This is a genomic window from Streptomyces sp. WZ-12 (genome assembly GCF_028898845.1).
Taxonomy (GTDB): domain Bacteria; phylum Actinomycetota; class Actinomycetes; order Streptomycetales; family Streptomycetaceae; genus Streptomyces.
Map to the genome: position 1 here is coordinate 8,845,940 of NZ_CP118574.1, position 18,711 is coordinate 8,864,650.

Consider the following 18,711-nt stretch of genomic DNA (forward strand, 5'->3'; position numbering starts at 1 on the left):
GCGCTCAACGCCGGGCGTGACGGATCTCCAAGCGTCCGAACCCCAGGGCCCCGGAGATCCGGATCGTCGGCCCGCCGGGGCGCGGATCCCGTGGGGGCTTGTAGCGCAGGTCCTTCCACGTGGTGTGCAGGCCCTCTACGTCAACGACCGCGTCGCGGGGCACCGTGATCCTGGCCCCACCGGTGCCGAGTTGCAGCTCGATGTCGACGACCGGATGCTCGATGATCGCCCGGGACAGATCCAGTCGCACCTTTCCGAAGGCGGAATCGACCTTGAGGTTCCGAGGCACCCGCCATGCGCCGCGCCGCTGGATCCGTCCGCTGATGGCGGCGATCGTCGACGCGGTGCCCGGGTCCTCCTCCGGGAGCGAAGCGAGAGCCGACACGAGCTCGCTGTGCTCCTTGGCGGAGAGCACCTGGTGGAGGCGTGCGTCCAACTCCTCGTGGGAGATGAGCTGTTCGGCATACGCCTGTTGCAGACGCCGCACGGCCGCATCACGGTCGTCTTCGCCTATCCGGGGCGGCGAGTCTTCCGGTGAGGGAGTCACCGCGTCAGCCTACTGCCGCACCGGCGATGCGCACGCTCCAAGGTCCGTGGAGCGGTGTCTGCTCCTTCCGTTGGCCTTCCGTTGGCCGCAGACCCTGCGTCGCCGAGCCCGGGCGGCTGCTTTTCCACGGGCATTCCGCCGGTCCGAGTGGCACACTGCCGTCGACAGGGCCGGGGTCGGCCATGCCACCGGCCGCCACGGTGCTCGGCGATGCAATCCGCTGCGACGTCAGGGGGTGGGCTCCGTCGTCAACACCGCACGCGTGAACTCATTCGTCCGCTGGACATTGCTGCGCTTGACGACGTACTTACCAACGACGGCTACCAGGCCAACCTGCCGGTCGACGCAGTGTCGTCCACAGTCTGCGCGAGGCATGCGGCCAGTGATCCGCATCGCCCGTACTCTAGGTCCTACCGACATCGGGTTGCCGTCCGGTGGCACGGCATCAAATTTGTGGGTGGCGAAGACTGGAGGCAACACCTCATGCTGATCGCTCAGCGACCCTCGTTGACCGAGGAGATCGTGGAGGAATGTCGTTCCCGGTTCGTGATCGAACCGTTGGAGCCCGGCTTCGGTTACACGCTGGGCAACTCCCTGCGACGGACCCTGCTCTCCTCGATCCCGGGTGCGGCGGTCACGTCCATCCGCATCGACGGCGTGCTGCACGAGTTCACCACCGTGCCCGGGGTCAAGGAAGACGTCACCGACCTGATTCTGAACATCAAGCAGTTGGTGGTGTCCTCCGAACAGGATGAGCCGGTCGTGATGTACCTGCGCAAGCAGGGGCCCGGCCTGGTCACCGCCGCGGACATCGCGCCGCCGGCCGGTGTCGAGGTGCACAACCCCGACCTGGTCCTGGCCACGTTGAACGGCAAGGGCAAGCTGGAGTTGGAGCTGACCGTCGAGCGCGGTCGCGGCTATGTCTCGGCCGTTCAGAACAAGCAGGTCGGCCAGGAGATCGGCCGGATCCCGGTCGACTCGATCTACTCGCCGGTGCTCAAGGTCACGTACAAGGTCGAGGCGACCCGTGTCGAGCAGCGCACCGACTTCGACAAGCTGGTGGTCGACGTCGAGACCAAGGAGGCGATGCGTCCGCGCGACGCGATGGCCTCGGCCGGTAAGACGCTGGTGGAGCTGTTCGGCCTCGCCCGCGAGCTGAACATCGACGCCGAGGGCATCGACATGGGCCCGTCCCCGACGGACGCCGCGCAGGCGGCCGATCTGGCGGTGCCGATCGAGGAGTTGGAGCTCACCGTCCGCTCCTACAACTGCCTCAAGCGCGAGGGCATCCACTCCGTGGGCGAGCTCGTGGCACGTAGCGAGGCGGACCTGCTCGACGTCCGCAACTTCGGTGCGAAGTCGATCGACGAGGTCAAGGCGAAACTCGCCGCCATGGGCCTCACGTTCAGGGACAGCCCACCCGGATTCGACCCGAGCGCCGCGGCCGACGCCTTCGACGCGGGCAACGACACGGGCTTTACCGAGACCGAGCAGTACTGAGCCGGCGCGAGGGCGTCCTCATCACGCGGCTGACTCGTGGAAGGCGGCGATCAGCGTCCGACTGTCGCCCCGTCGCCTTTGCCCGCCGTCCGCCGTAGCGGGAGACTGCCGCTTCCAGCCAGGTGCACGGCGGACGTCCGGCACCGATCCGCAGGCACTGGCGCGAACGTCCTTCGGAGTCAGCGACGCGTTCCAACGTCCCCCGCTGGTGGGGCCGTTGGGCTCGGCGGCCGCGTTCAGCGGGAGCCCTGGAATCCCAGGGCTCCCGCGTGAGCGACCGCGCGTGGCGTCAACGCGCGAACTTCTCGATGGCCGCCGGGGTGACGGGGGTGAAGAAGTTGACGAGATTGCCGTCGGGGTCGCGGAACAGCAGCGACCGGTTGCCCCACGGCATCGTGGTGGGCTCGGTGACGAAGTCGGCGACGAAGCCGGTCAGGTTCTGGTGAACGCGGTCCACGTCGTCGACGAGGAACTCGGTGATCACGCTGTGGTTGGCCGCCGGGCGAGCGGAGCCCGGGGCGAAGAGCGGGACGGTGCGGGTGCCGGCGATCGCGAGGGTTGCGCCCGCGGTCTTGAGTTCGGCGAAGTCTTCGGTCGCCCACGTCGCCCGCGCCCCGGTTGCTCGCTCGTAGAACTCGACGAGGCGCGCGACGTCGCTGGTGATGATGCGGATCGAGACGAAGTCCATGGGATCTCCCTGACTGTGCTGGAGGCGTGCACTGCGCAGGCTAGGAGAAATAGTGGACAGAATCGGTCCTGTATTCGCGCTAGGTTGTGCGCATGCCTCGACCCACTGGCCGCGTGCTGACACTCCTGGAGCTGCTGCAGTCCGGCGGCACCCGGACCGTGGCCGAACTCGCCGACCGGCTCGGCGTCGAAGGACGCACCGTGCGGCGGTATGTGGACCAACTGATCGACCTCGACGTGCCCGTGGAGTCGGTGCGCGGCCGCTACGGCGGGTACCGGCTCGCGCCCGGCTACCGCTTGCCTCCGCTCATGCTCGGCGACGACGAGGCGCTGGCCGTGCTGCTCGGCCTGATCGCCGGCCGCCGAACAGGGCTGACGACGACGGAACGCACGGCCAACGAGACGGCATCGGCGAAGATCCGGCGGGTGCTGCCCCAGCACATCGCCCGCCGCCTCGACGCGCTCCTGGAGGCCCTTGCCTTCACGGGGCAGCCCGGCGAGTTCGACACCCCGGACTCCGGGGTCCTGCTCACCCTCGCCGATGCGGTGCGAAACCACCGACCGGTCGCCATCCGCTACACCGACCGCGACGGACGGCACAGCGAACGCACGCTGCACGCTTACGGGATCGTCGCCCACTCCGGCCGGTGGTACGTCACCGGCAAGGACGCCCGGCTCGACGAGGACCGAACCCTCCGGCTCGACCGCATCGCCGACGCCAGAACCCTGCCCGGCTCGTTCGAAGCACCCGTGGGTCCCGATCCGGCACAGCGCGTGGTGTCAGGGTTCGCCGCGGCCGAGTACCAGCACGAGGTGACCCTGCGGATCCACGGGACAGTTGAGCAGATCCGGGCCCAACTTCCCGCCAGCGTCGCGAGCCTGGACGAGCCCGGGCCCGAGCCCGCGGCAGGCCAGGACCGGGCCGCCGAGCGCTGGCGGCGCGTCGAGCTACGGGCGGAGCGGCTCGATTGGTTGCCGCCGGTACTCGCCGCGCTCGACCGGCCGTTCGCCATCGAGCGCCCCGATGAACTGCGCGACCTCGTCAGCGCGTTCGCCGATCGCCTCGCGTCCTACGCCCGCCATGCCTGAGAGCGAGGAATCAAGGTCAGATGGAAGGGGTGGGCGTACGGACCGGCCGGTACGGCGCCGACCGGCCGCCGGGCTTGACTCGTGCGGCGACTCGGCCATGCCGATCACCTCTTCGCCTCTCCCTTTTCGCCAACAAATCTTGGTCTTATGCCAGAGGGGCGTCAAGACGCGCACTCCCCGGGCCGTAGAAGTACGTAGGTTCGTTCGTTGCGCCTATCGCGGTGCGCGATACCGTGAAGGCGTGGCCTCTGATGCAACGCCGCAGCCTCCCGAGAGTGACGCGGCGATCGCATCCGTCAGCGTCCTCGGGGAGGACTCCCGGCGGCGGATGTTCGCGTTCATCCGACGGCAAACCCGCCCCGTGACCCGGGACGAGGCGGCCGCCAGCGTGGGCATCTCGCGCAAGCTCGCCGCCTTCCACCTCGACAAGCTGGTCGACGCCGGCCTCCTGCGCGCCCGCTACGCATCACCGGGCGGGATCCGCAAGGTCGGCCGCCAGCCCAAGGTCTACGAACCCACCGACAGTCACATCCACGTCAGCATCCCCGACCGCCGTCACGAACTCCTGGCCGACCTCCTGCTGGAAGCCGTCCTGACCGACGGCGACGGCGAAACCGCGGCCCACGCCGCCGTCCGGACAGCCGGCCGGCGCGGTCGCGAACTGGGCGAGCAGGAACGGGAGACGACCCGCCCCGGCCGGCTCGGCGCAGAACGTGGACTGAGCGTCTGCGAGCGGATGCTTGACCAGCACGGCTTCGAGCCGGTCCGCGAAAACCCCACCCGACTCCGGCTGCGCAACTGCCCGTTCCATCCCCTGGCGGCGAAGGCGCCCGAACTGGTCTGCGGCATGAACCACGCCTTCCTCACCGGCTACCTGGAGGGCCTGCGGGTCAGTGGCGTAGTGGCCACGCTCGCCCCACGCCCCGGGGACTGCTGCGTGCAGTTGGGCCCCACCACGGAGTGATGCGCAACCCCTTGCACCACAGCAACGTCGTCGAGCTGCCGACCGAGGGTGCCGCCCACGCCACCCGGCGCTCGCACTGAGCGCGGCCAGTCAGGCCAGCACCACGCCACAGCGTCGAGGCGGCCGCCGGCAACGACCATCGGGACCAGTCCGGCATGCACGACCGGAGCACCCCATGAACAGCAAACGCCTCACCCACCTCCTCTCGTCACCAACAGCCATGGCGACGTCACGCTCCACCACGACGGCCTCGTTCGCCCCCGACGCGGGCCTCCTGCTCATCAGGCTGACCTTCGGGCTGTTGATGGCCGGACACGGTTCCCAGAAACTGTTCGGAATCCTCGGGGGCAAGGGGCTCACCGCCACCGCCAAGGGCTTCGAAGCCCTCGGCTACCAGCCCGGAAAACTCTTCGCGGTGATCGGCGGCCTCTCGGAGTTCCTCGGCGGCCTCGGCCTGGCTCTCGGACTGTTCACGCCGCTGGCAGCCGCGGCCCTCATCGGCGTGATGATCAACGCCATGGCAAGCGTCACCGGGGCCCACGGCCTGTGGGAGACCGAGGGCGGCGTGGAGTACAGCGTCTGCATCGCCCTGGTCGCCCTGGCCCTCGCCGCCACCGGTCCCGGCCGACTGGCGGTGGACCGGCTCTTCCCCTGGCGAAATGGAGGTTGGGCTGCCGCGGCCTTCGCCCTCGGGCTGGGCGGGGTCGGCGCCGCGATCGCCCTGAGCCTGTGAACCGCGCCCAGCCGACGCCACCGGCCTACGACGACGATGCCTGGCGATGCCGCGCCGGGGTCAGCTTCGAGCGTCCGCACCGAAGCGGCGGACCCGTCGTTCCGGTCCGTACGGCGGCCAGCCCGGGTTGCCGCTGCGGGCGAAGGCGATCCAGGCCGCGTGCATCTCCGCGGCGAGCGACGCGGGCGGCTCGGCCGGGCCCAACAACCCTTGTGGCCCGCGCAGTTCCGCCAGGTCGAGGCGGTCGAAGACGAAGGGGAGTTCCACGGTGTGCGCGGCGCCGAGGTGGCCGTCGACGGCCGGTGAGCGCCAGGCGAACTCGTAGACGTGGGCGTCGCCGTGCGCCTCGAACAGTCTGCGGCTGCCGTTGCCGAACAGGGCGTCGGCGAGGAGCGCCGAACGTACCTCGCCGTGGCCCGCGCCCGGCCGGCGGGCCCGGATCGCGGCGATGAGCGCGTCGGGATCGCCGGGTGCGGCGGCCGCGGTTCGGCGGACGTCCTCGGCGGTCGAGGTCGTCAGGTTCCCCTGCGGTGCGAGGTAGAGATTGGCCTCCTCGGCGTTGGTGCCGACGAGGAGGTCGACGCGGGTCAGCGGGCTCTCGGCGGGCTGCCGTTCGCGCACGAGACTGAACGGGCTGAGCCCCATGAGGGGGTCGTCACGCTCCGGTGTTCGGAGATCCAGACCGTTCAACTTGGCTATGAGCGCGATGAGTTGGTCGTCGGGGACGTCGGCGAAGGCGGCGGCCGTCGGCGCGATGCCGAGCGTTGCCGCGGCGGCGTGCGTCACCCGGGCGGCCTGTTCGGGGGAGAACGCCCCCAGGCCGCTGCCGCTCTGCACGATCGCGCGCCGGAACAGTCCGGCCGCCGAGGGCTCGGCGAGCAGCCCCGCGATGAGCGTGGCCCCGGCAGACTGGCCGAACAGCGTGACGTTGCCCGGATCGCCGCGGAAGACCGCGATGGTGCGTCGCACCCAGCGCAGCGCGGCGATGACGTCGAGCAGGCCGCGGTTGGGCGGTGCCCCGGGCAGGTCGAGGAAGCCCGCGATGCCGAGGCGGTAGTTGAGGGTCACCAGGACCACGCCGTCCCGGGCGAACGCCGCGCCGTCGTAGAGGGGGGCGCGGCCCGAACCGGCGACGAAGCCGCCGCCGTGCACGAACACCATCACCGGGCACCGCTCGGCGTCGCGCGGGGCCCACACGTTGACGGTGAGGTGAGCGTCGCCGCGGATCCAACCGGGGCCGAAGTAGGGCGACATGTCGAGGGAGCCGAAGGCGTCGCGGCGCGGCTGCGGCGCGGTGGGCCCCGGGGCGACGGCGTCGCGCACGCCCGTCCAGGGCGCGTGGGGGAGGGGCGGCGTGAAACGGCCGATGCCCCGCGGGGGCGCGGCGTAGGGGACGGCGAGGAAACGCCGCACCGCGCCCTCGCTGGTGGCGGCGCCGCGGACGGCCCCGTCGGCCGTGGCCACGATCAGATCGGACACGGAACTCTCCTGCTCTCAGGGGGCGAATAGACGGGCGAGTGGATTCACCGGAGTCAGATGCGGGCGAACGGTGCCCATGCCTTGATCGCGAACGTGTCGCCGTCGCGGACGACCTCCGCCCCGCCGTGTCCGCCCAGGTGCGCCGGCAGGACCAGGGAGTTGGTGTCGCTGGCGCGTCCGAGCAGTCGGCGGCGGGTGGCGCGGGCGGCGGCCGGGTCCTCACAGAAGCAGCTATTGGTGTCGGGTGCCACGAACTGCAACGGGGTGTGCAGCAGATCACCGACGAACAGTGCCCGGTCGGTGCCCGAGGCCAGCGCCAACATCGAGGAACCGGGCGTGTGTCCGGGGGCGAGTTCGAGCCGTAGGTTGGCGTCGATGGTGTGGCCGTCGTCCCACAGCAGGGCCTGCCCCGCCTCGTGCACCGGCGCCACGCTGTCCTCGAAGACGTTCTGGTTGCCGCGCCCCAGCCTGGCGGTGTGGCCGTTCGCCGGGTTCCAGAAGTCGAAGTCGCGGCGTGGCATCAGGTAGGTGGCGTTGGGGAACGTCGGCACCCAGGCACGGCCGTCGAGCCGGGTGTTCCAGCCGACGTGGTCGACGTGGAGATGGGTGTTGATGACGAGGTCGACGTCCTCCGGCCGCACGCCCGCCCGGGCCAGTTCGCCGAGGAAGTCGGTGTCGAGGCGGCTCCAGACCGGCGAGTACGGGCGTTCCTTGTGGTTGCCCACGCCCGTGTCGACCAGGATCGTGCGGCCCTCGCTGCGCAGCAGCCAGGTCTGGATCGCACTGACGCAGACGTTCGCGTCGGGGTCGACGAAGTCCGGCGCCAGCCAGGCACGGTGCTCGTGCCAGGCACGTGCCGGCGCCTCGGGGAAGAAGGTTGCCGGGGCCAACTCGACCGATCCGTAGTACTCGACGATCCGGGTGAGCGAAACGTCCCCGAGCACGATGTCTTGCATGGCAGATCCCGTCCTGGTGCCGATATTGCCCGTGTTGCCGGTGCCTGGCACCTCTGGTTTCCGGCGCCCTTGTTGTCGGGTGCTGCGGTTGCCTGGTGCCGTGGCTGTTCCCACGCTGGCGCCGGGGCGCGGTGGAGACCAGTCCCGGGCTGTGCCTATGCACGGCAGGGGCAGGCTGGTGGACGGGGCGGCGGGCATACTCGGGGCATGGCGGATTTCCCCCAACTCGGTGCGTTCCTAAGGGCCCGACGGGCGCGGCTGCGGCCCGACGACGTGGGCCTGCCGGCGCTGCCCGGCGTACGGCGGGTGGTGGGGCTGCGGCGCGAGGAGGTCGCGCAGCTGGCGGGCGTCAGCGTCTCGTACTACACCCGCCTCGAACAGGACCAGCCGGTCCGCGCCTCCGACGGCGTGCTGGCGGCGCTCGCCGGCGCCCTACGCCTGGACGAGCACGAGCGGACCCACCTGCGGGAGCTCGCCGTCCGGCGCCCACGGCCCCTCGGCCGCCCTCCCGGGGAACGCGTCGACGCCCTGACCCGCGACCTGTTGCGGTCGGTCGGGCCCACCCCGGCGCTGGTCCTGGGCCGCCGTACGGACGTGTTGGCCTGGAACGCCCCGGCCCGTGCCCTCCTCGCGGGACACCTCGAACCCACGGCGCCCGACCGCCCCGCCGACCGGCCGAACCTGGCCCGCATGACCTTCCTCGACCCGCACACCAGACACCTCTACGCGGACTGGGAACGCAAGGCACGGGCGGTCGTCGGGCATCTGCGGCAGGTCGCCGGACGCCACCCCGAGGACGGGCTGTTGGCCGCGCTGGTCGGCGAACTGTCCATGCAGTCCGCCGAGTTCGCCGCGCTCTGGAGCGACCACCGGATCCGGCCGTGCGAAGCGGACGGGTATCGGCTGCGCCATCCGCTGGCGGGCGAGCTCACGGTCACCCAACAGATCCTCGTGCTCGCCCGCACGCCTGACCAGTCACTGGTCCTGGTCACCGCGGAGGAAGGGAGCCGCTCGGAGGACACGCTCAGAGGGCTGGTACGAGGGGCCGCGGCCGACCCGGTGCACTGACGGCATGCGTCGGCCCGCACTGACGGCATGCGCAGGCCCGCCGTCCGTCCCCGGGCGGAAACGGACGGCGGGCCGGCATCATTAACCCTGCTCCGGGCTCGGCCCGGGCGCGCGCTTACTTCAGTGCGGCGAGGGCGGCGTCGTACTCCGGCTCCTCGGAGATCTCCGAAACGAGCTGCGCGTGCACGACCTTGTCGTCGGCGTCCAGCACGATCACGGCGCGGGCCGCCAGGCCGGCCAGCGGGCCGTCCTCGATCGCGACGCCGTACTCGGTGAGGAACTCCCGGTTGCGGAAGGCGGACAGGTTGTGGACGTTCTCCAGATCCTCCGACCCGCAGAAGCGCGCCTGCGCGAACGGCAGGTCGGCGGAGATGCACAGCACCACCGTGTCCGCGAGCTCACTGGCCACGGAGTTGAACTTGCGCACGGAGGCCGCGCACGTGGGGGTGTCGACGCTGGGGAAGATGCTGAGGACCTTGCGCTTGCCGGCGAAGTCCTTGAGGGAGCGGTCCGCCAGGCCCGCGCCGACCAGCGTGAACGCCGGAGCGGTGTCGCCCGGCTGGGGAAGGGAGCCGCCGACCGAAACCGGGTTGCCCTTCAACGTGACCTTCGCCATGAGAAAACGCCTCCTGAGAGTGCTTGTGCCAACGCCCCGATCCTATCGAGCGCGCACGGGTGCACTCCGGGCGAGGCGACCCCTCGACCGCTGGGCGAGCAGCGGCCCCGGCCGCTCCCCGGTGATCAGGGTCCGGAGCGTCAGTCGAAGCTCACGCCGCTCACCTTGCTGGTGAAGTTCTCGGCGTGCGAGGCGACCGTCTGGGCGTGCGAGGCCAGCGTCTCCGAGCGGGCATGCAGCTCCTGGGGGTGGACGGAGAAGCTGCCGCCCGCCCCGCCCCCGCCGGCGGGCACCCCGAGGGCCTTGGCGGTGCCCTCGTAGACGAGCCCGCTCACCGCCTTCCCGACCACCTCGACGAGCGGAGTGATGGCGGCCTCGATCACCTCGCCGATGACGTACTGCTCCAACTGCTGTTCCAGATAGCTCGTCGCCTTGCGGGCCGCCGCGATGATGCCGGCCTCCGCCGCCTCGGCGATGCCGAAGGTGACGGCCGCGGCGGCCTGGTCCGCGACGAACGAGATGGCCAGCGCGACCAGTTCGGCGATGGCCGCCACCTTCATGCCCACGATGACGCCGGCCGCGGCGTCCAGGGCGGTCGCCACGGTGTTGCACGCGGTGATCAGCTCTTGCATGTGACCGGACGACATCTGGCTCCACTTGGACATGAGGGCCTCGTAGGACTGGCCCTGATAGACCTCGGAGAGCTGCTCGACCAGCGAGCTGGCGTCCTGGTGACTCTGCTGGAGGTTGTTGCTGAACTCCCTTACGTGTTCGGCGAATTCGCGGACCTTGTCCTCGTTGACGTTGGGCCAGTGGACGCCGATGAAGTCGAGAAACGACACCACCGCGTCGGGTAGTTCCAGTGCCACCGCGCGCTCCCCCCGAATCTGATCCGCCCCGTCGTTGCAACGTAGCGCCGGCACTCAAAAGCGAGGCAAACGAACGGTCAGGTTTCGTTCAGGAGGCGTGGTGGACTTGGGCATCGAGGTCGCTGCGCTCGCCACCCGCCCGAGGGTGCGGGAGGCGGCGCCCCCGGCGCCGGTGCCCACTTCCTGCCGGTTGAACAACGCACGGATGTGGCCGGGTGAAGGGGTGTTCCCGCCAGACGGGGGCGCGCTTGAGCCCAAAACCTGAACTTTCAAGAACTGCGTGTCCGCTGTCTCTGTCATGTGCAAACTCCCTTCATGGAGCTGGAGTTGAGACACCTGAGGATCCTCCGCGCGATCGCTGACGCGGGCAGCCTGACCAGAGCGGCGACGGCGCTGGGGCTCGCCCAGCCCGCGCTCAGCGCGCAGCTCAGACGGATCGAGCGGGCCTTCGGCGGTGCGCTCTTCGAGCGCGGGAGGTACGGCGTACGGGCCACGGCGCTCGGTGAACTCGTTCTGGAGCGCACGCGGGTCGTGCTGCCCGCGGTGAGCGAACTCCAGCGGGAGGCCGCCCGGTTCACCTGCGCGGGGCGGGGAGCCGAGCGGCTGCGGCTCGGCGCGACCCCCGGCCCGCTGCTGGGCGCGCTGCTGGACCGGCTCGCCGACGCCGCCCCGGACACCACGGTGACGACCCACGTCTCCTGGTCCGAGCGCGAGCTCGCCGAGTTGCTGGCCGAGGGGCGCCTGGACTTCGCGCTCGCCGGGGCCTGCGGGTCCGCGCCACCGCCCGGCGCCCCGCACCTCGCCTGGCGAGATATCGCCGTCGACCCGGTCTTCGTCATGCTCGCCGACGGCCACCCGCTCGCCCGCAGCCGGGAGGTCGACCTGGCCGCCCTGGCGAAGGAGGCGTGGGTGTGCGTACCGGGCGACGGCTGTTTCGGGGACTGTTTCACCGTCGCCTGCGCCCGGGCCGGCTTCAGCCCCCGCCGCATGTACGAGACGGACACCGCCTCCTGCGCGCACCTGGTGCAGGTGAGGCGCGCGGTGGGCCTGTGCCGGGCCACCTTCCCGCCGACACCCGGCCTGACCACCCGACCTCTCGCCGGTACGCCGCTGCACTGGCGGCACTTGCTGGGCTGGCACCCGGCGAACCAGCGGGCCGACACCGCGGCAACGCTGTTGGCGCAGGCCCTGCGTGCGCACGCGCGCACGGCGGTGCGCTGCGACACCTACACGGACTGGCGCGCCAGACGGGCCGTGCGACCCGACCGGCGCCCCGCTGTGCCGTAGCGCTGGAGGAGGGCGCCGTCTGACCGTCCGCGGAGACCCGGCCTGAAGCCGGGGCGGGCGGAGGCCACCGCAGGCTCATTCCGGTCCATAACGCTGTCCAGAGGGATCGCACGGTATCTCGCCGAACGGCCACCGCTGCCCCTACCGTCTCCTACGGTGACCGCGCCAGGCACGGCCCTGCGAAGGGCATGGCGCCGCTCGCGCGCCGCGCCGTGCACGGTCAACGCGGCCGCGTTTTTCTCCGGTCCGTCACCTGTCAGGCACGCCCTGCCCCTCTTCCTTCCCCACCCAGGAGACCGAGGATCGCCATGACACCCTTTCCACGCCGCGACGCCGGCTCCGGCCGGCCGATCAGTCGCAAGAGCCTGCTGAAGGCGGCCGTCGCCGCCGGTGCCGCGGTCCCGCTGCTGTCCTCGGGCACGGTGGCGCTCGCCCGCGACTCCGCCGGCCAAGGGCACCCCCTCTCCGTGACACCCGCTTGCGACGACGGGGACGGGCCCACTCACGACCAGATCGAGGGCCCCTACTTCAAGCCCAACTCCCCGCTGCGGAAGAACCTGGTGGACTCCGGCATGCCGGGCACCCCGCTGACCGTCAGCGGCTACGTCTTCGGCCGGCACTGCGCCCCGCTCTCCGCTGTGCTGCTCGACTTCTGGCAGGCCGACGACGCCGGCGACTACGACATGGCCGGCTACACGCTGCGCGGCCATCAGTTCACGGAAAGGGGTGGAGCGTTCTCGCTGACCACGGTCGTCCCGGGCCTCTACCCGGGCCGCACGCGGCACCTTCACGTCAAGGTGCAGGCCCCCGGAGAGCCCGTACTGACCACCCAGCTCTACTTCCCCGGCGAACCGCGCAACTCCACCGACACGCTCTTCGATCCCGCGCTGCTGATGAACGTCCGCGGGGCCGGGAACGGCAAAGAGGGCACCTTCGACTTCGTGCTGGACGTCGACGGGACGCCGGGTCCGGGCGACCCCACCGACCTGCCGGGCGGCGCCTGGACGCCCGGCCGTTCCTACCCCGCGGGCGACCGGGTCACCTACCAGGGCGGCAGCTACCGCTGTGTGCAGGCCCACACGTCGATGACTGGCTGGGAGCCGCCCAACGTGACGGCGCTGTGGCGCCGGGAATGACCAGCGTGCGCAAGGCCGGCTGCTCGTGGCGGTCGACGGCTCGACCGGGCAGCCGTCACCGCTCGCGGCTGCGGAGCACGCAGTCCCCGCACGGCGCAACGCCGGACTTGCGGTGGTAGAGGCAGCAACTCAAGCGTCGGTAGCCGAAGTTGGGTCGAGGTGAGCCGGGTATCCAGGTGCCCAGTCCCGCATGTCGGCCGTGCCCGGTCAACACCGCGCCCAACTCCCGGGCCCGTTCCGTCAGATCGGGGCGGGCCGCGGTGACGGCGCCGAGCGCCTCGGCCACCGTGGACGCGGAGTTGCCCCACAGCACCCGCGGGGAGATCGGCAGCAGCTCCCGCAGCGCCGCGGCGACCGGCTCCAGCAGGCGTAGCCCCCGTTCGTACACCAAGGTCGGTGCGGCATCGCGGTGTACGGCGGGCCGGGCGTAATGCAGCGGCACCGCGCCGCCCGGCGCGGGGAGCCAGGCAAGCGTGTCGGGGGAGAGGTCGAGCAGGGCGCCGTGGCAGAGGTGGGAGCCGATCAGCGGGGACCAGACCCGGGCCGCCAGGCCCTGGAACATCACCGAGGCCGCCACCCGTCGTTCCACCGGCGCCAGGCGGAGCGCGACACCGTCGACCCGGCCGGCGAGCGCGGCGCGGTCGGTCGCCAACTCGGCCCAGGGGCGGGCCCCGACGGGAACCGCGCCCGTACCGACGTCGAAGAACCGGCCGAGGCCGGCGAGTTGCGGCAGGATCCGCCGGGCGCGGTCGGTTTCGGGGGAGGCAGTCACGGCCGGACATCCTGTCACACGCGGGGAAAACCGACCCCGTAGACTGTGGGCGGATGCCAGGAAGCCGGTGCAAATCCGGCGCGGTCGCGCCACTGTGACCGGGGAGCGAACCTCACCAAAAGGCCACGGCCGCAAGGCGGGAAGGCCGGGGGGAGCGTTGATCCGGGAGTCAGGAGACTGGCCCACTGCCGTACCCCGACTCCGGCCCGGTTCCGGTGAGAGGATCTTCCCTTCGTCATGCGCATACGCGTGCTTCCCGGCCTGGCCGCGGCCCTCGGCCTGCTGCTGGTCGCCGGTTGTGGCTCCGCCACCCCCAAGTCCGGCTCGACCTCCTCGGCGCCCGCCGCCAAGGGCTTTCCCTACACCGTGCACAACTGCGGCGTCACCACCACCTACCAGCGCCCACCGACCCGGGCGGTGACGCTCAACCAGCACGCCACCGAGATCATGCTGGCGTTGGGACTGAAGAAATCCATGGTCGGCACCGCCTACCGCGACGACGCCGTGCTGCCGCAGTACCGGGCCGCCTACGACGGGATCAAGGTGCTGGCCAAGCGGTACCCCGACGAGGAGACGCTGCTGTCCGCCGAACCGGACTTCGTCTACGGCGGTTTCGCCAGCGCCTTCGAGCAGTCCCAGGGCCGCGGCCGGCCCACACTCGGCAAGGCCGGCATCGACACCTACCTCAACATCGAGAACTGCCCCGGCGGGCCGGTGACCCAGGACACCGACGACCGCGAGATCCGCACCATCGGCCGGATCTTCGGGGTGTCGGACCGGGCCGAGGAACTGGTCGCCTCCCATCACCACACCCTGGACGGCGTCGCGTCCCGACTGGCCGGCACCCAACCGGTCAAGACGTTCGTCTACGACAGCGGGGAACAGACCGCGTTCACCGCCGGCGGCGCCGGCATCGGCAACGACATGGTCAAGCGGGCCGGGGGCCGCAACGTCTTCGCCGACCTCAAAAAGACCTTCGGCAACGTCTCCTTCGAGCAGGTCGCCCAGCGCGCCCCCGAGGTCATCGTGATCTACGACTACGGTGACACCCCGGTCTCCGCCAAGAAGGACTTCCTACTCTCCCAGCCCGCCCTGAAGGACGTGCCGGCCATTCGCCACCAGCGTTTCGCCGTACTGCCGTTGAGCTCGACGGTGTTGGGCGTGCGGGTGCCGGCGGCCGTCGAGACATTGGCCCGGCAGCTTCACCCGGACTCCTTCCGGTGACCCGATACCGGTACGCGGCGGTGGTGGCCGGACTGGCCGTACTGCTGCTGGCGGCGGCCACCTGCGCGGTCGCCCTCGGCTCGGTCGCGGTGCCGCCCGGGGAGGTCTGGCGCATCCTGGCCCACCGGGTCGTGCCGTCCCTGGTCGACGCCGACTGGCCGCGGGTGCGGGAGACCATCGTGCTGGACGTCCGGATGCCCAGGGTGCTGCTCGGCGCCACGGTGGGCGCCGGACTGTCGGTCTGCGGCATGGCGCTCCAGGCACTGGTCCGCAACCCGCTTGCCGATCCCGGCCTGTTGGGCATCTCCTCAGGCGCCGGCGTCGGTGCCGTCCTGGTGGTGGTCTGCGGCGTCACGGTCTTCGGGCACTACTCGGTCTCCGCCGCCGCGTTCCTGGGCGGACTGGCGGCCCTGCTGATCGTCTACGCCCTGGCGCGGGCCGGCGGTCGGATGACCACGGTCCGACTGATCCTCGCCGGGGTCGCCACCGGACAGGTCCTGTCGGCCGTCGCCAGCTTCCTGATCGTCACCTCCGACCAGGCGCAGAAGGCCCAGTCGGCGCTCCAGTGGATGCTCGGCGGACTGGGCGGCACCGGCTGGGACGCCCTGTGGCTGCCGGCCGCCGCCGTACTGCTCGGCACCGTCGCCCTGTTGGGCACCGCCAGGCACCTGAACGTGCTGCTGGCCGGTGACGAGGCCGCCGCCGCACTGGGGCTGGACGTCGGGCGCTTCCGGGCCCTGCTCTTCGTCCTGTGCGCCCTGCTGACCGGGGTCATGGTGGCGGTCAGCGGAGCGATCGGCTTCGTCGGCCTGATGATGCCGCACATCACCCGGCTGTTGGTCGGCGCCAACCACCGCCGCGCCCTGCCCGTCGCCGCGCTGCTCGGAGCGGTCTTCCTGATCGGTGCGGACCTGCTCGCCCGCACGGTGATCAGCCCCGAGGAGATCCCCGTCGGCATCGTCACCGCCCTGGCCGGCGGTCCCACCTTCCTGTGGCTGATGTACCGAAAGGGGCTGGCGTGAGCGAACTGCGCATCGAGTCGGTGACCGTCGAGGTGGCCGGTCGCACCCTGGTCGACGCCGTCTCGCTACGGGCCGGACCGGGCGAAGTGGTCGGGCTGGTCGGTCCGAACGGGGCCGGCAAGTCCACCCTGCTGCGCACCTGTTACCGGGCCCTGCGGCCGAGCTCCGGCCGCGTCCTGCTCGACGGCACGGACATCCGACACCTGCCGGCCCGCCAAGTCGCCCGCACGCTCGCCGCGGTGCTCCAGGAGATGCCCGCCGACTTCGGCCTGACCGCCCGGGACGTGGTGGCGATGGGGCGCGCCCCCTACCGCCGGGCGTTCCAGGCGGACGGCCGGAACGACACCGAGGCCGTCGGCTCCGCGCTGGCATCGCTGGGCGTGGCCGAACTGGCCGACCGGCGCTTCGACCGGCTCTCCGGCGGCGAGAAGCAACGGGTGCTGATCGCCCGGGCATTGGCCCAACAACCGTCGGTCATGGTGCTCGACGAGCCGACCAACCACCTGGACCTGCGCCACCAACTCGACGCCCTGCGACTGGTCCGGGCGCTCGGCGTCACGGCCGTCATTGCGGTCCACGACCTCAACCTCGCCGCGGCCTTCTGCGACCGCGTCTGCGTCCTCGACCAGGGCCGACTGCTCGCCGACGGCGCCCCGGAGGCCGTACTGACCGAGGAGTTGATCGCCGAGGTCTACGGCGTGCGGACGGAGGTCAGCATGCACCCGGTGAAGGGCAAGCCGAACATCGTCGTGCTGCCCTGACGGGCGCCCGCCCCGGCCCCCTGCCCGCGGCCAGGCAGGGGGCCGGTGTGCGGTCAGGGGTAGATTTACTAGGACGTCCAACTATATATTCGAGAGCGAGGCCCACGGTGCAGGGAAGCCGGTGCGAATCCGGCACGGTCCCGCCACTGTTACCGGGGAGCACGCCGTCGAGCAGTACGCCACTGACGTGTAAGAGGTCGGGAAGGCGGGCGGCGCGCGCCGATCCGGAAGTCAGGATACCGGCCGTGGGGCGTTCCGTGTTGTCCACGAGGATGGAGCAGACACGCATGGCACCGGTGCGTACCCGCGAGCCTGGTCAACCGCCCGGACGGGCGGGGAGGACCGCCTCCGCGGCCCCCGCCGCCTGAGCGGTCCTTCCGCCTTGCGCGATCCCGCGTCCCCACGGCCCGCCCGCCACCGCGCGCGGCGCGGCCCGGCGCGCCATCCCCGGATCCCACCTGACGAGAGCAGGCAACCATGGTCCGTGCACACACTCCCCAACCCGCCCGCGAACTCACCCACTTCATCGGCGGCAAGCCCACCCCGGGAACCTCGGGCGCCCACGGCGACGTCTACGACCCCAACACCGGCGAGGTCCAGGCACGCGTCCCGCTGGCCACCCGCGGCGAGACCGAGGCCGTCATCGCCGACGCGACCGAGGCCCAACGCGCCTGGGGCGAGTGGAACCCCCAACGCCGGGCCCGGGTCCTCCTGCGCTTCCTCCAACTCGCCGAGCGCGACAAGGACTCCCTGGCCCGCCTGCTCTCCTCCGAGCACGGCAAGACCATCCCCGACGCCCACGGCGACCTCCAACGCGGCCTGGACGTCGTGGAGTTCGCAGCCGGCATCCCGCACCTGCTCAAGGGCGAGTTCAGCGACAACGCCGGCACCGGCATCGACGTGCACTCGCTGCGCTCGCCGATCGGCGTGGCCGCCGGGATCACCCCCTTCAACTTCCCCGCGATGATCCCCCTTTGGCAGGCCGCCCCCGCCCTGGCCTGCGGAAACGCCTTCATCCTCAAGCCCTCCGAGCGCGCCCCCTCGGTCCCGCACCGGATCGCCGAACTGTTCCTGGAAGCGGGCCTGCCGCCCGGTGTGCTCAACGTCGTCAACGGCGGCAAGGAAACCGTCGACACCCTGCTGACCGACCCCCGCGTCGGGGCGCTCGGCTTCGTCGGCTCCACCCCGATCGCCGCCCACGTCTACGCCACCGCCGCCGCCCACGGCAAGCGCGCCCAGTGCTTCGGCGGCGCCAAGAACCACCTGATCGTCATGCCCGACGCCGACCTCGACCAGGCCGTGGACGCCCTCATCGGCGCCGGCTACGGCTCCGCCGGCGAACGCTGCATGGCCGTCTCGGTCGCCGTACCCGTCGGCGCGGACACTGCCGACGCCCTGGTCGCACGACTGACGGAACGCATCGCCCAACTCCGCGTCGGCCGCAGCGACGACCCGGACGCCGACTTCGGGCCGCTGGTCGGCCGGGACGCCGTCGACCGGGTGCGCTCCTACGTCGACCTCGGCGTCGAAGAGGGCGCCGAACTCGTCGTCGACGGGCGGGACTTCACCCTCCCCGGCCACGAGGGCGGCTTCTTCGCCGGCCCCTCGCTCTTCGACCGCGTCACCCCGGACATGCGGATCTACCAGGAGGAGATCTTCGGCCCCGTCCTGTCCGTCGTGCGCGCCGCCGACTACGAAGAGGCGCTGCGCCTGCCCAGCGAACACCCCTACGGCAACGGTGTCGCCCTCTTCACCCGCGACGGCGACACCGCCCGCGACTTCACCCGACGCGTCAACACCGGCATGGTCGGCGTCAACGTCCCCATCCCGGTCCCGGTCTCCTACTACACCTTCGGCGGCTGGAAGCGCTCGGGCTTCGGCGACCTCAACCAACACGGCCCGGACGCCATCCGCTTCTACACCCGCACCAAGACCGTCACCTCCCGCTGGCCCGCCGGCGTCAGGGAGGGCGCCAGCTTCACGATCCCGGTCATGAGGTGA

Annotated in this window: 18 protein-coding genes and 2 riboswitches; of the genes, 11 read left to right on the forward strand and 7 right to left on the reverse strand. The window is 71.3% G+C overall.

Annotated features, from left to right (window positions below; genetic code table 11):
- Positions 1-4: 4 nt before the first annotated feature.
- Positions 5-547 (reverse strand): DUF1707 SHOCT-like domain-containing protein, encoded by a 543-nt coding sequence (locus tag PV796_RS38855; RefSeq protein ID WP_274918549.1) that lies wholly within the window; start codon positions 545-547, stop codon positions 5-7.
- A gap of 483 nt (positions 548-1,030) precedes the next feature.
- Here PV796_RS38855 and PV796_RS38860 point away from each other — a divergent pair, with 483 nt between their 5' ends.
- Complete coding sequence (locus PV796_RS38860; protein WP_274918551.1) at positions 1,031-2,047, forward strand: DNA-directed RNA polymerase subunit alpha; 1,017 nt, start codon at positions 1,031-1,033, stop codon at positions 2,045-2,047.
- 289 nt (positions 2,048-2,336) lie between these two features.
- Here the strand turns inward: PV796_RS38860 and PV796_RS38865 are convergent, their stop codons facing one another.
- Positions 2,337-2,735 (reverse strand): VOC family protein, encoded by a 399-nt coding sequence (locus PV796_RS38865; RefSeq protein ID WP_274918552.1) that lies wholly within the window; start codon positions 2,733-2,735, stop codon positions 2,337-2,339.
- 92 nt (positions 2,736-2,827) lie between these two features.
- On the opposite strand from PV796_RS38865, the gene PV796_RS38870 reads away from it, so the two are divergent.
- From PV796_RS38870 to PV796_RS38880, 3 genes are all read left to right on the forward strand, one after another.
- A complete protein-coding gene (locus PV796_RS38870; protein ID WP_274918553.1) occupies positions 2,828-3,823 on the forward strand; it encodes a helix-turn-helix transcriptional regulator in 996 nt (331 codons plus the stop codon).
- A gap of 241 nt (positions 3,824-4,064) precedes the next feature.
- Entirely contained in the window at positions 4,065-4,787 is a 723-nt protein-coding gene (locus PV796_RS38875) for a helix-turn-helix transcriptional regulator (RefSeq protein WP_274918554.1), read from the forward strand.
- Between the two features lie 175 nt (positions 4,788-4,962).
- Positions 4,963-5,520, forward strand: coding sequence for a DoxX family protein (locus PV796_RS38880; protein WP_446750659.1), 558 nt, complete (start codon positions 4,963-4,965; stop codon positions 5,518-5,520).
- 60 nt (positions 5,521-5,580) lie between these two features.
- Here the strand turns inward: PV796_RS38880 and PV796_RS38885 are convergent, their stop codons facing one another.
- Positions 5,581-6,999, reverse strand: a complete 1,419-nt coding sequence (locus tag PV796_RS38885) for a carboxylesterase/lipase family protein (RefSeq protein ID WP_274918555.1) — start codon at positions 6,997-6,999, stop codon at positions 5,581-5,583.
- A gap of 53 nt (positions 7,000-7,052) precedes the next feature.
- The gene (locus PV796_RS38890; RefSeq protein WP_274918557.1) at positions 7,053-7,955 is read right to left on the reverse strand and encodes an MBL fold metallo-hydrolase; all 903 of its coding nucleotides are present in this window, start codon (positions 7,953-7,955) and stop codon (positions 7,053-7,055) included.
- A 207-nt stretch (positions 7,956-8,162) separates the two neighbouring features.
- Between PV796_RS38890 and PV796_RS38895 the strand changes: the two genes are divergently transcribed.
- Entirely contained in the window at positions 8,163-9,023 is an 861-nt protein-coding gene (locus tag PV796_RS38895; protein ID WP_274918559.1) for a helix-turn-helix transcriptional regulator, read from the forward strand.
- A gap of 115 nt (positions 9,024-9,138) precedes the next feature.
- Here PV796_RS38895 and tpx read toward each other — a convergent pair whose 3' ends face one another.
- Together tpx and PV796_RS38905 are read right to left on the reverse strand one after the other, a co-directional pair.
- Positions 9,139-9,639: a thiol peroxidase gene (tpx, locus tag PV796_RS38900; protein ID WP_274918560.1), complete on the reverse strand. Its 501-nt coding sequence runs from the start codon at positions 9,637-9,639 to the stop codon at positions 9,139-9,141.
- Positions 9,640-9,779: 140 nt separating this feature from the next.
- A complete protein-coding gene (locus PV796_RS38905) occupies positions 9,780-10,508 on the reverse strand; it encodes a WXG100 family type VII secretion target (RefSeq protein WP_274918561.1) in 729 nt (242 codons plus the stop codon).
- Between the two features lie 315 nt (positions 10,509-10,823).
- Here PV796_RS38905 and PV796_RS38910 point away from each other — a divergent pair, with 315 nt between their 5' ends.
- On the forward strand, positions 10,824-11,795 hold the full coding sequence (locus PV796_RS38910; RefSeq protein ID WP_274918562.1) for a LysR substrate-binding domain-containing protein: 972 nt from the start codon (positions 10,824-10,826) through the stop codon (positions 11,793-11,795).
- A 308-nt stretch (positions 11,796-12,103) separates the two neighbouring features.
- Positions 12,104-12,931 (forward strand): dioxygenase family protein, encoded by an 828-nt coding sequence (locus PV796_RS38915; RefSeq protein WP_274918563.1) that lies wholly within the window; start codon positions 12,104-12,106, stop codon positions 12,929-12,931.
- Positions 12,932-12,986: 55 nt separating this feature from the next.
- Here the strand turns inward: PV796_RS38915 and PV796_RS38920 are convergent, their stop codons facing one another.
- Positions 12,987-13,703 carry a ferric iron reductase gene (locus tag PV796_RS38920; RefSeq protein WP_274918564.1) on the reverse strand — a complete coding sequence of 239 codons (717 nt, stop codon included), beginning with the start codon at positions 13,701-13,703 and terminating at the stop codon, positions 12,987-12,989.
- 30 nt (positions 13,704-13,733) lie between these two features.
- A riboswitch (cobalamin riboswitch) is annotated at positions 13,734-13,903 on the forward strand.
- A gap of 37 nt (positions 13,904-13,940) precedes the next feature.
- On the opposite strand from PV796_RS38920, the gene PV796_RS38925 reads away from it, so the two are divergent.
- The 4 genes from PV796_RS38925 to PV796_RS38940 all read left to right on the forward strand — a co-directional run bounded on the left by PV796_RS38925 (position 13,941) and on the right by PV796_RS38940 (position 18,711).
- The gene (locus PV796_RS38925; protein ID WP_274918566.1) at positions 13,941-14,927 is read left to right on the forward strand and encodes an ABC transporter substrate-binding protein; all 987 of its coding nucleotides are present in this window, start codon (positions 13,941-13,943) and stop codon (positions 14,925-14,927) included.
- Complete coding sequence (locus PV796_RS38930) at positions 14,924-15,949, forward strand: FecCD family ABC transporter permease (protein WP_274918567.1); 1,026 nt, start codon at positions 14,924-14,926, stop codon at positions 15,947-15,949. Before PV796_RS38925 ends, PV796_RS38930 begins: the two co-directional genes overlap by 4 nt.
- Positions 15,946-16,710 (forward strand): ABC transporter ATP-binding protein, encoded by a 765-nt coding sequence (locus tag PV796_RS38935; protein WP_274918569.1) that lies wholly within the window; start codon positions 15,946-15,948, stop codon positions 16,708-16,710. The genes PV796_RS38930 and PV796_RS38935 overlap by 4 nt, the downstream gene beginning before the upstream one ends.
- An 88-nt stretch (positions 16,711-16,798) precedes the next feature.
- A riboswitch (cobalamin riboswitch) is annotated at positions 16,799-16,972 on the forward strand.
- Between the two features lie 215 nt (positions 16,973-17,187).
- A complete protein-coding gene (locus tag PV796_RS38940; RefSeq protein ID WP_274918570.1) occupies positions 17,188-18,711 on the forward strand; it encodes a CoA-acylating methylmalonate-semialdehyde dehydrogenase in 1,524 nt (507 codons plus the stop codon).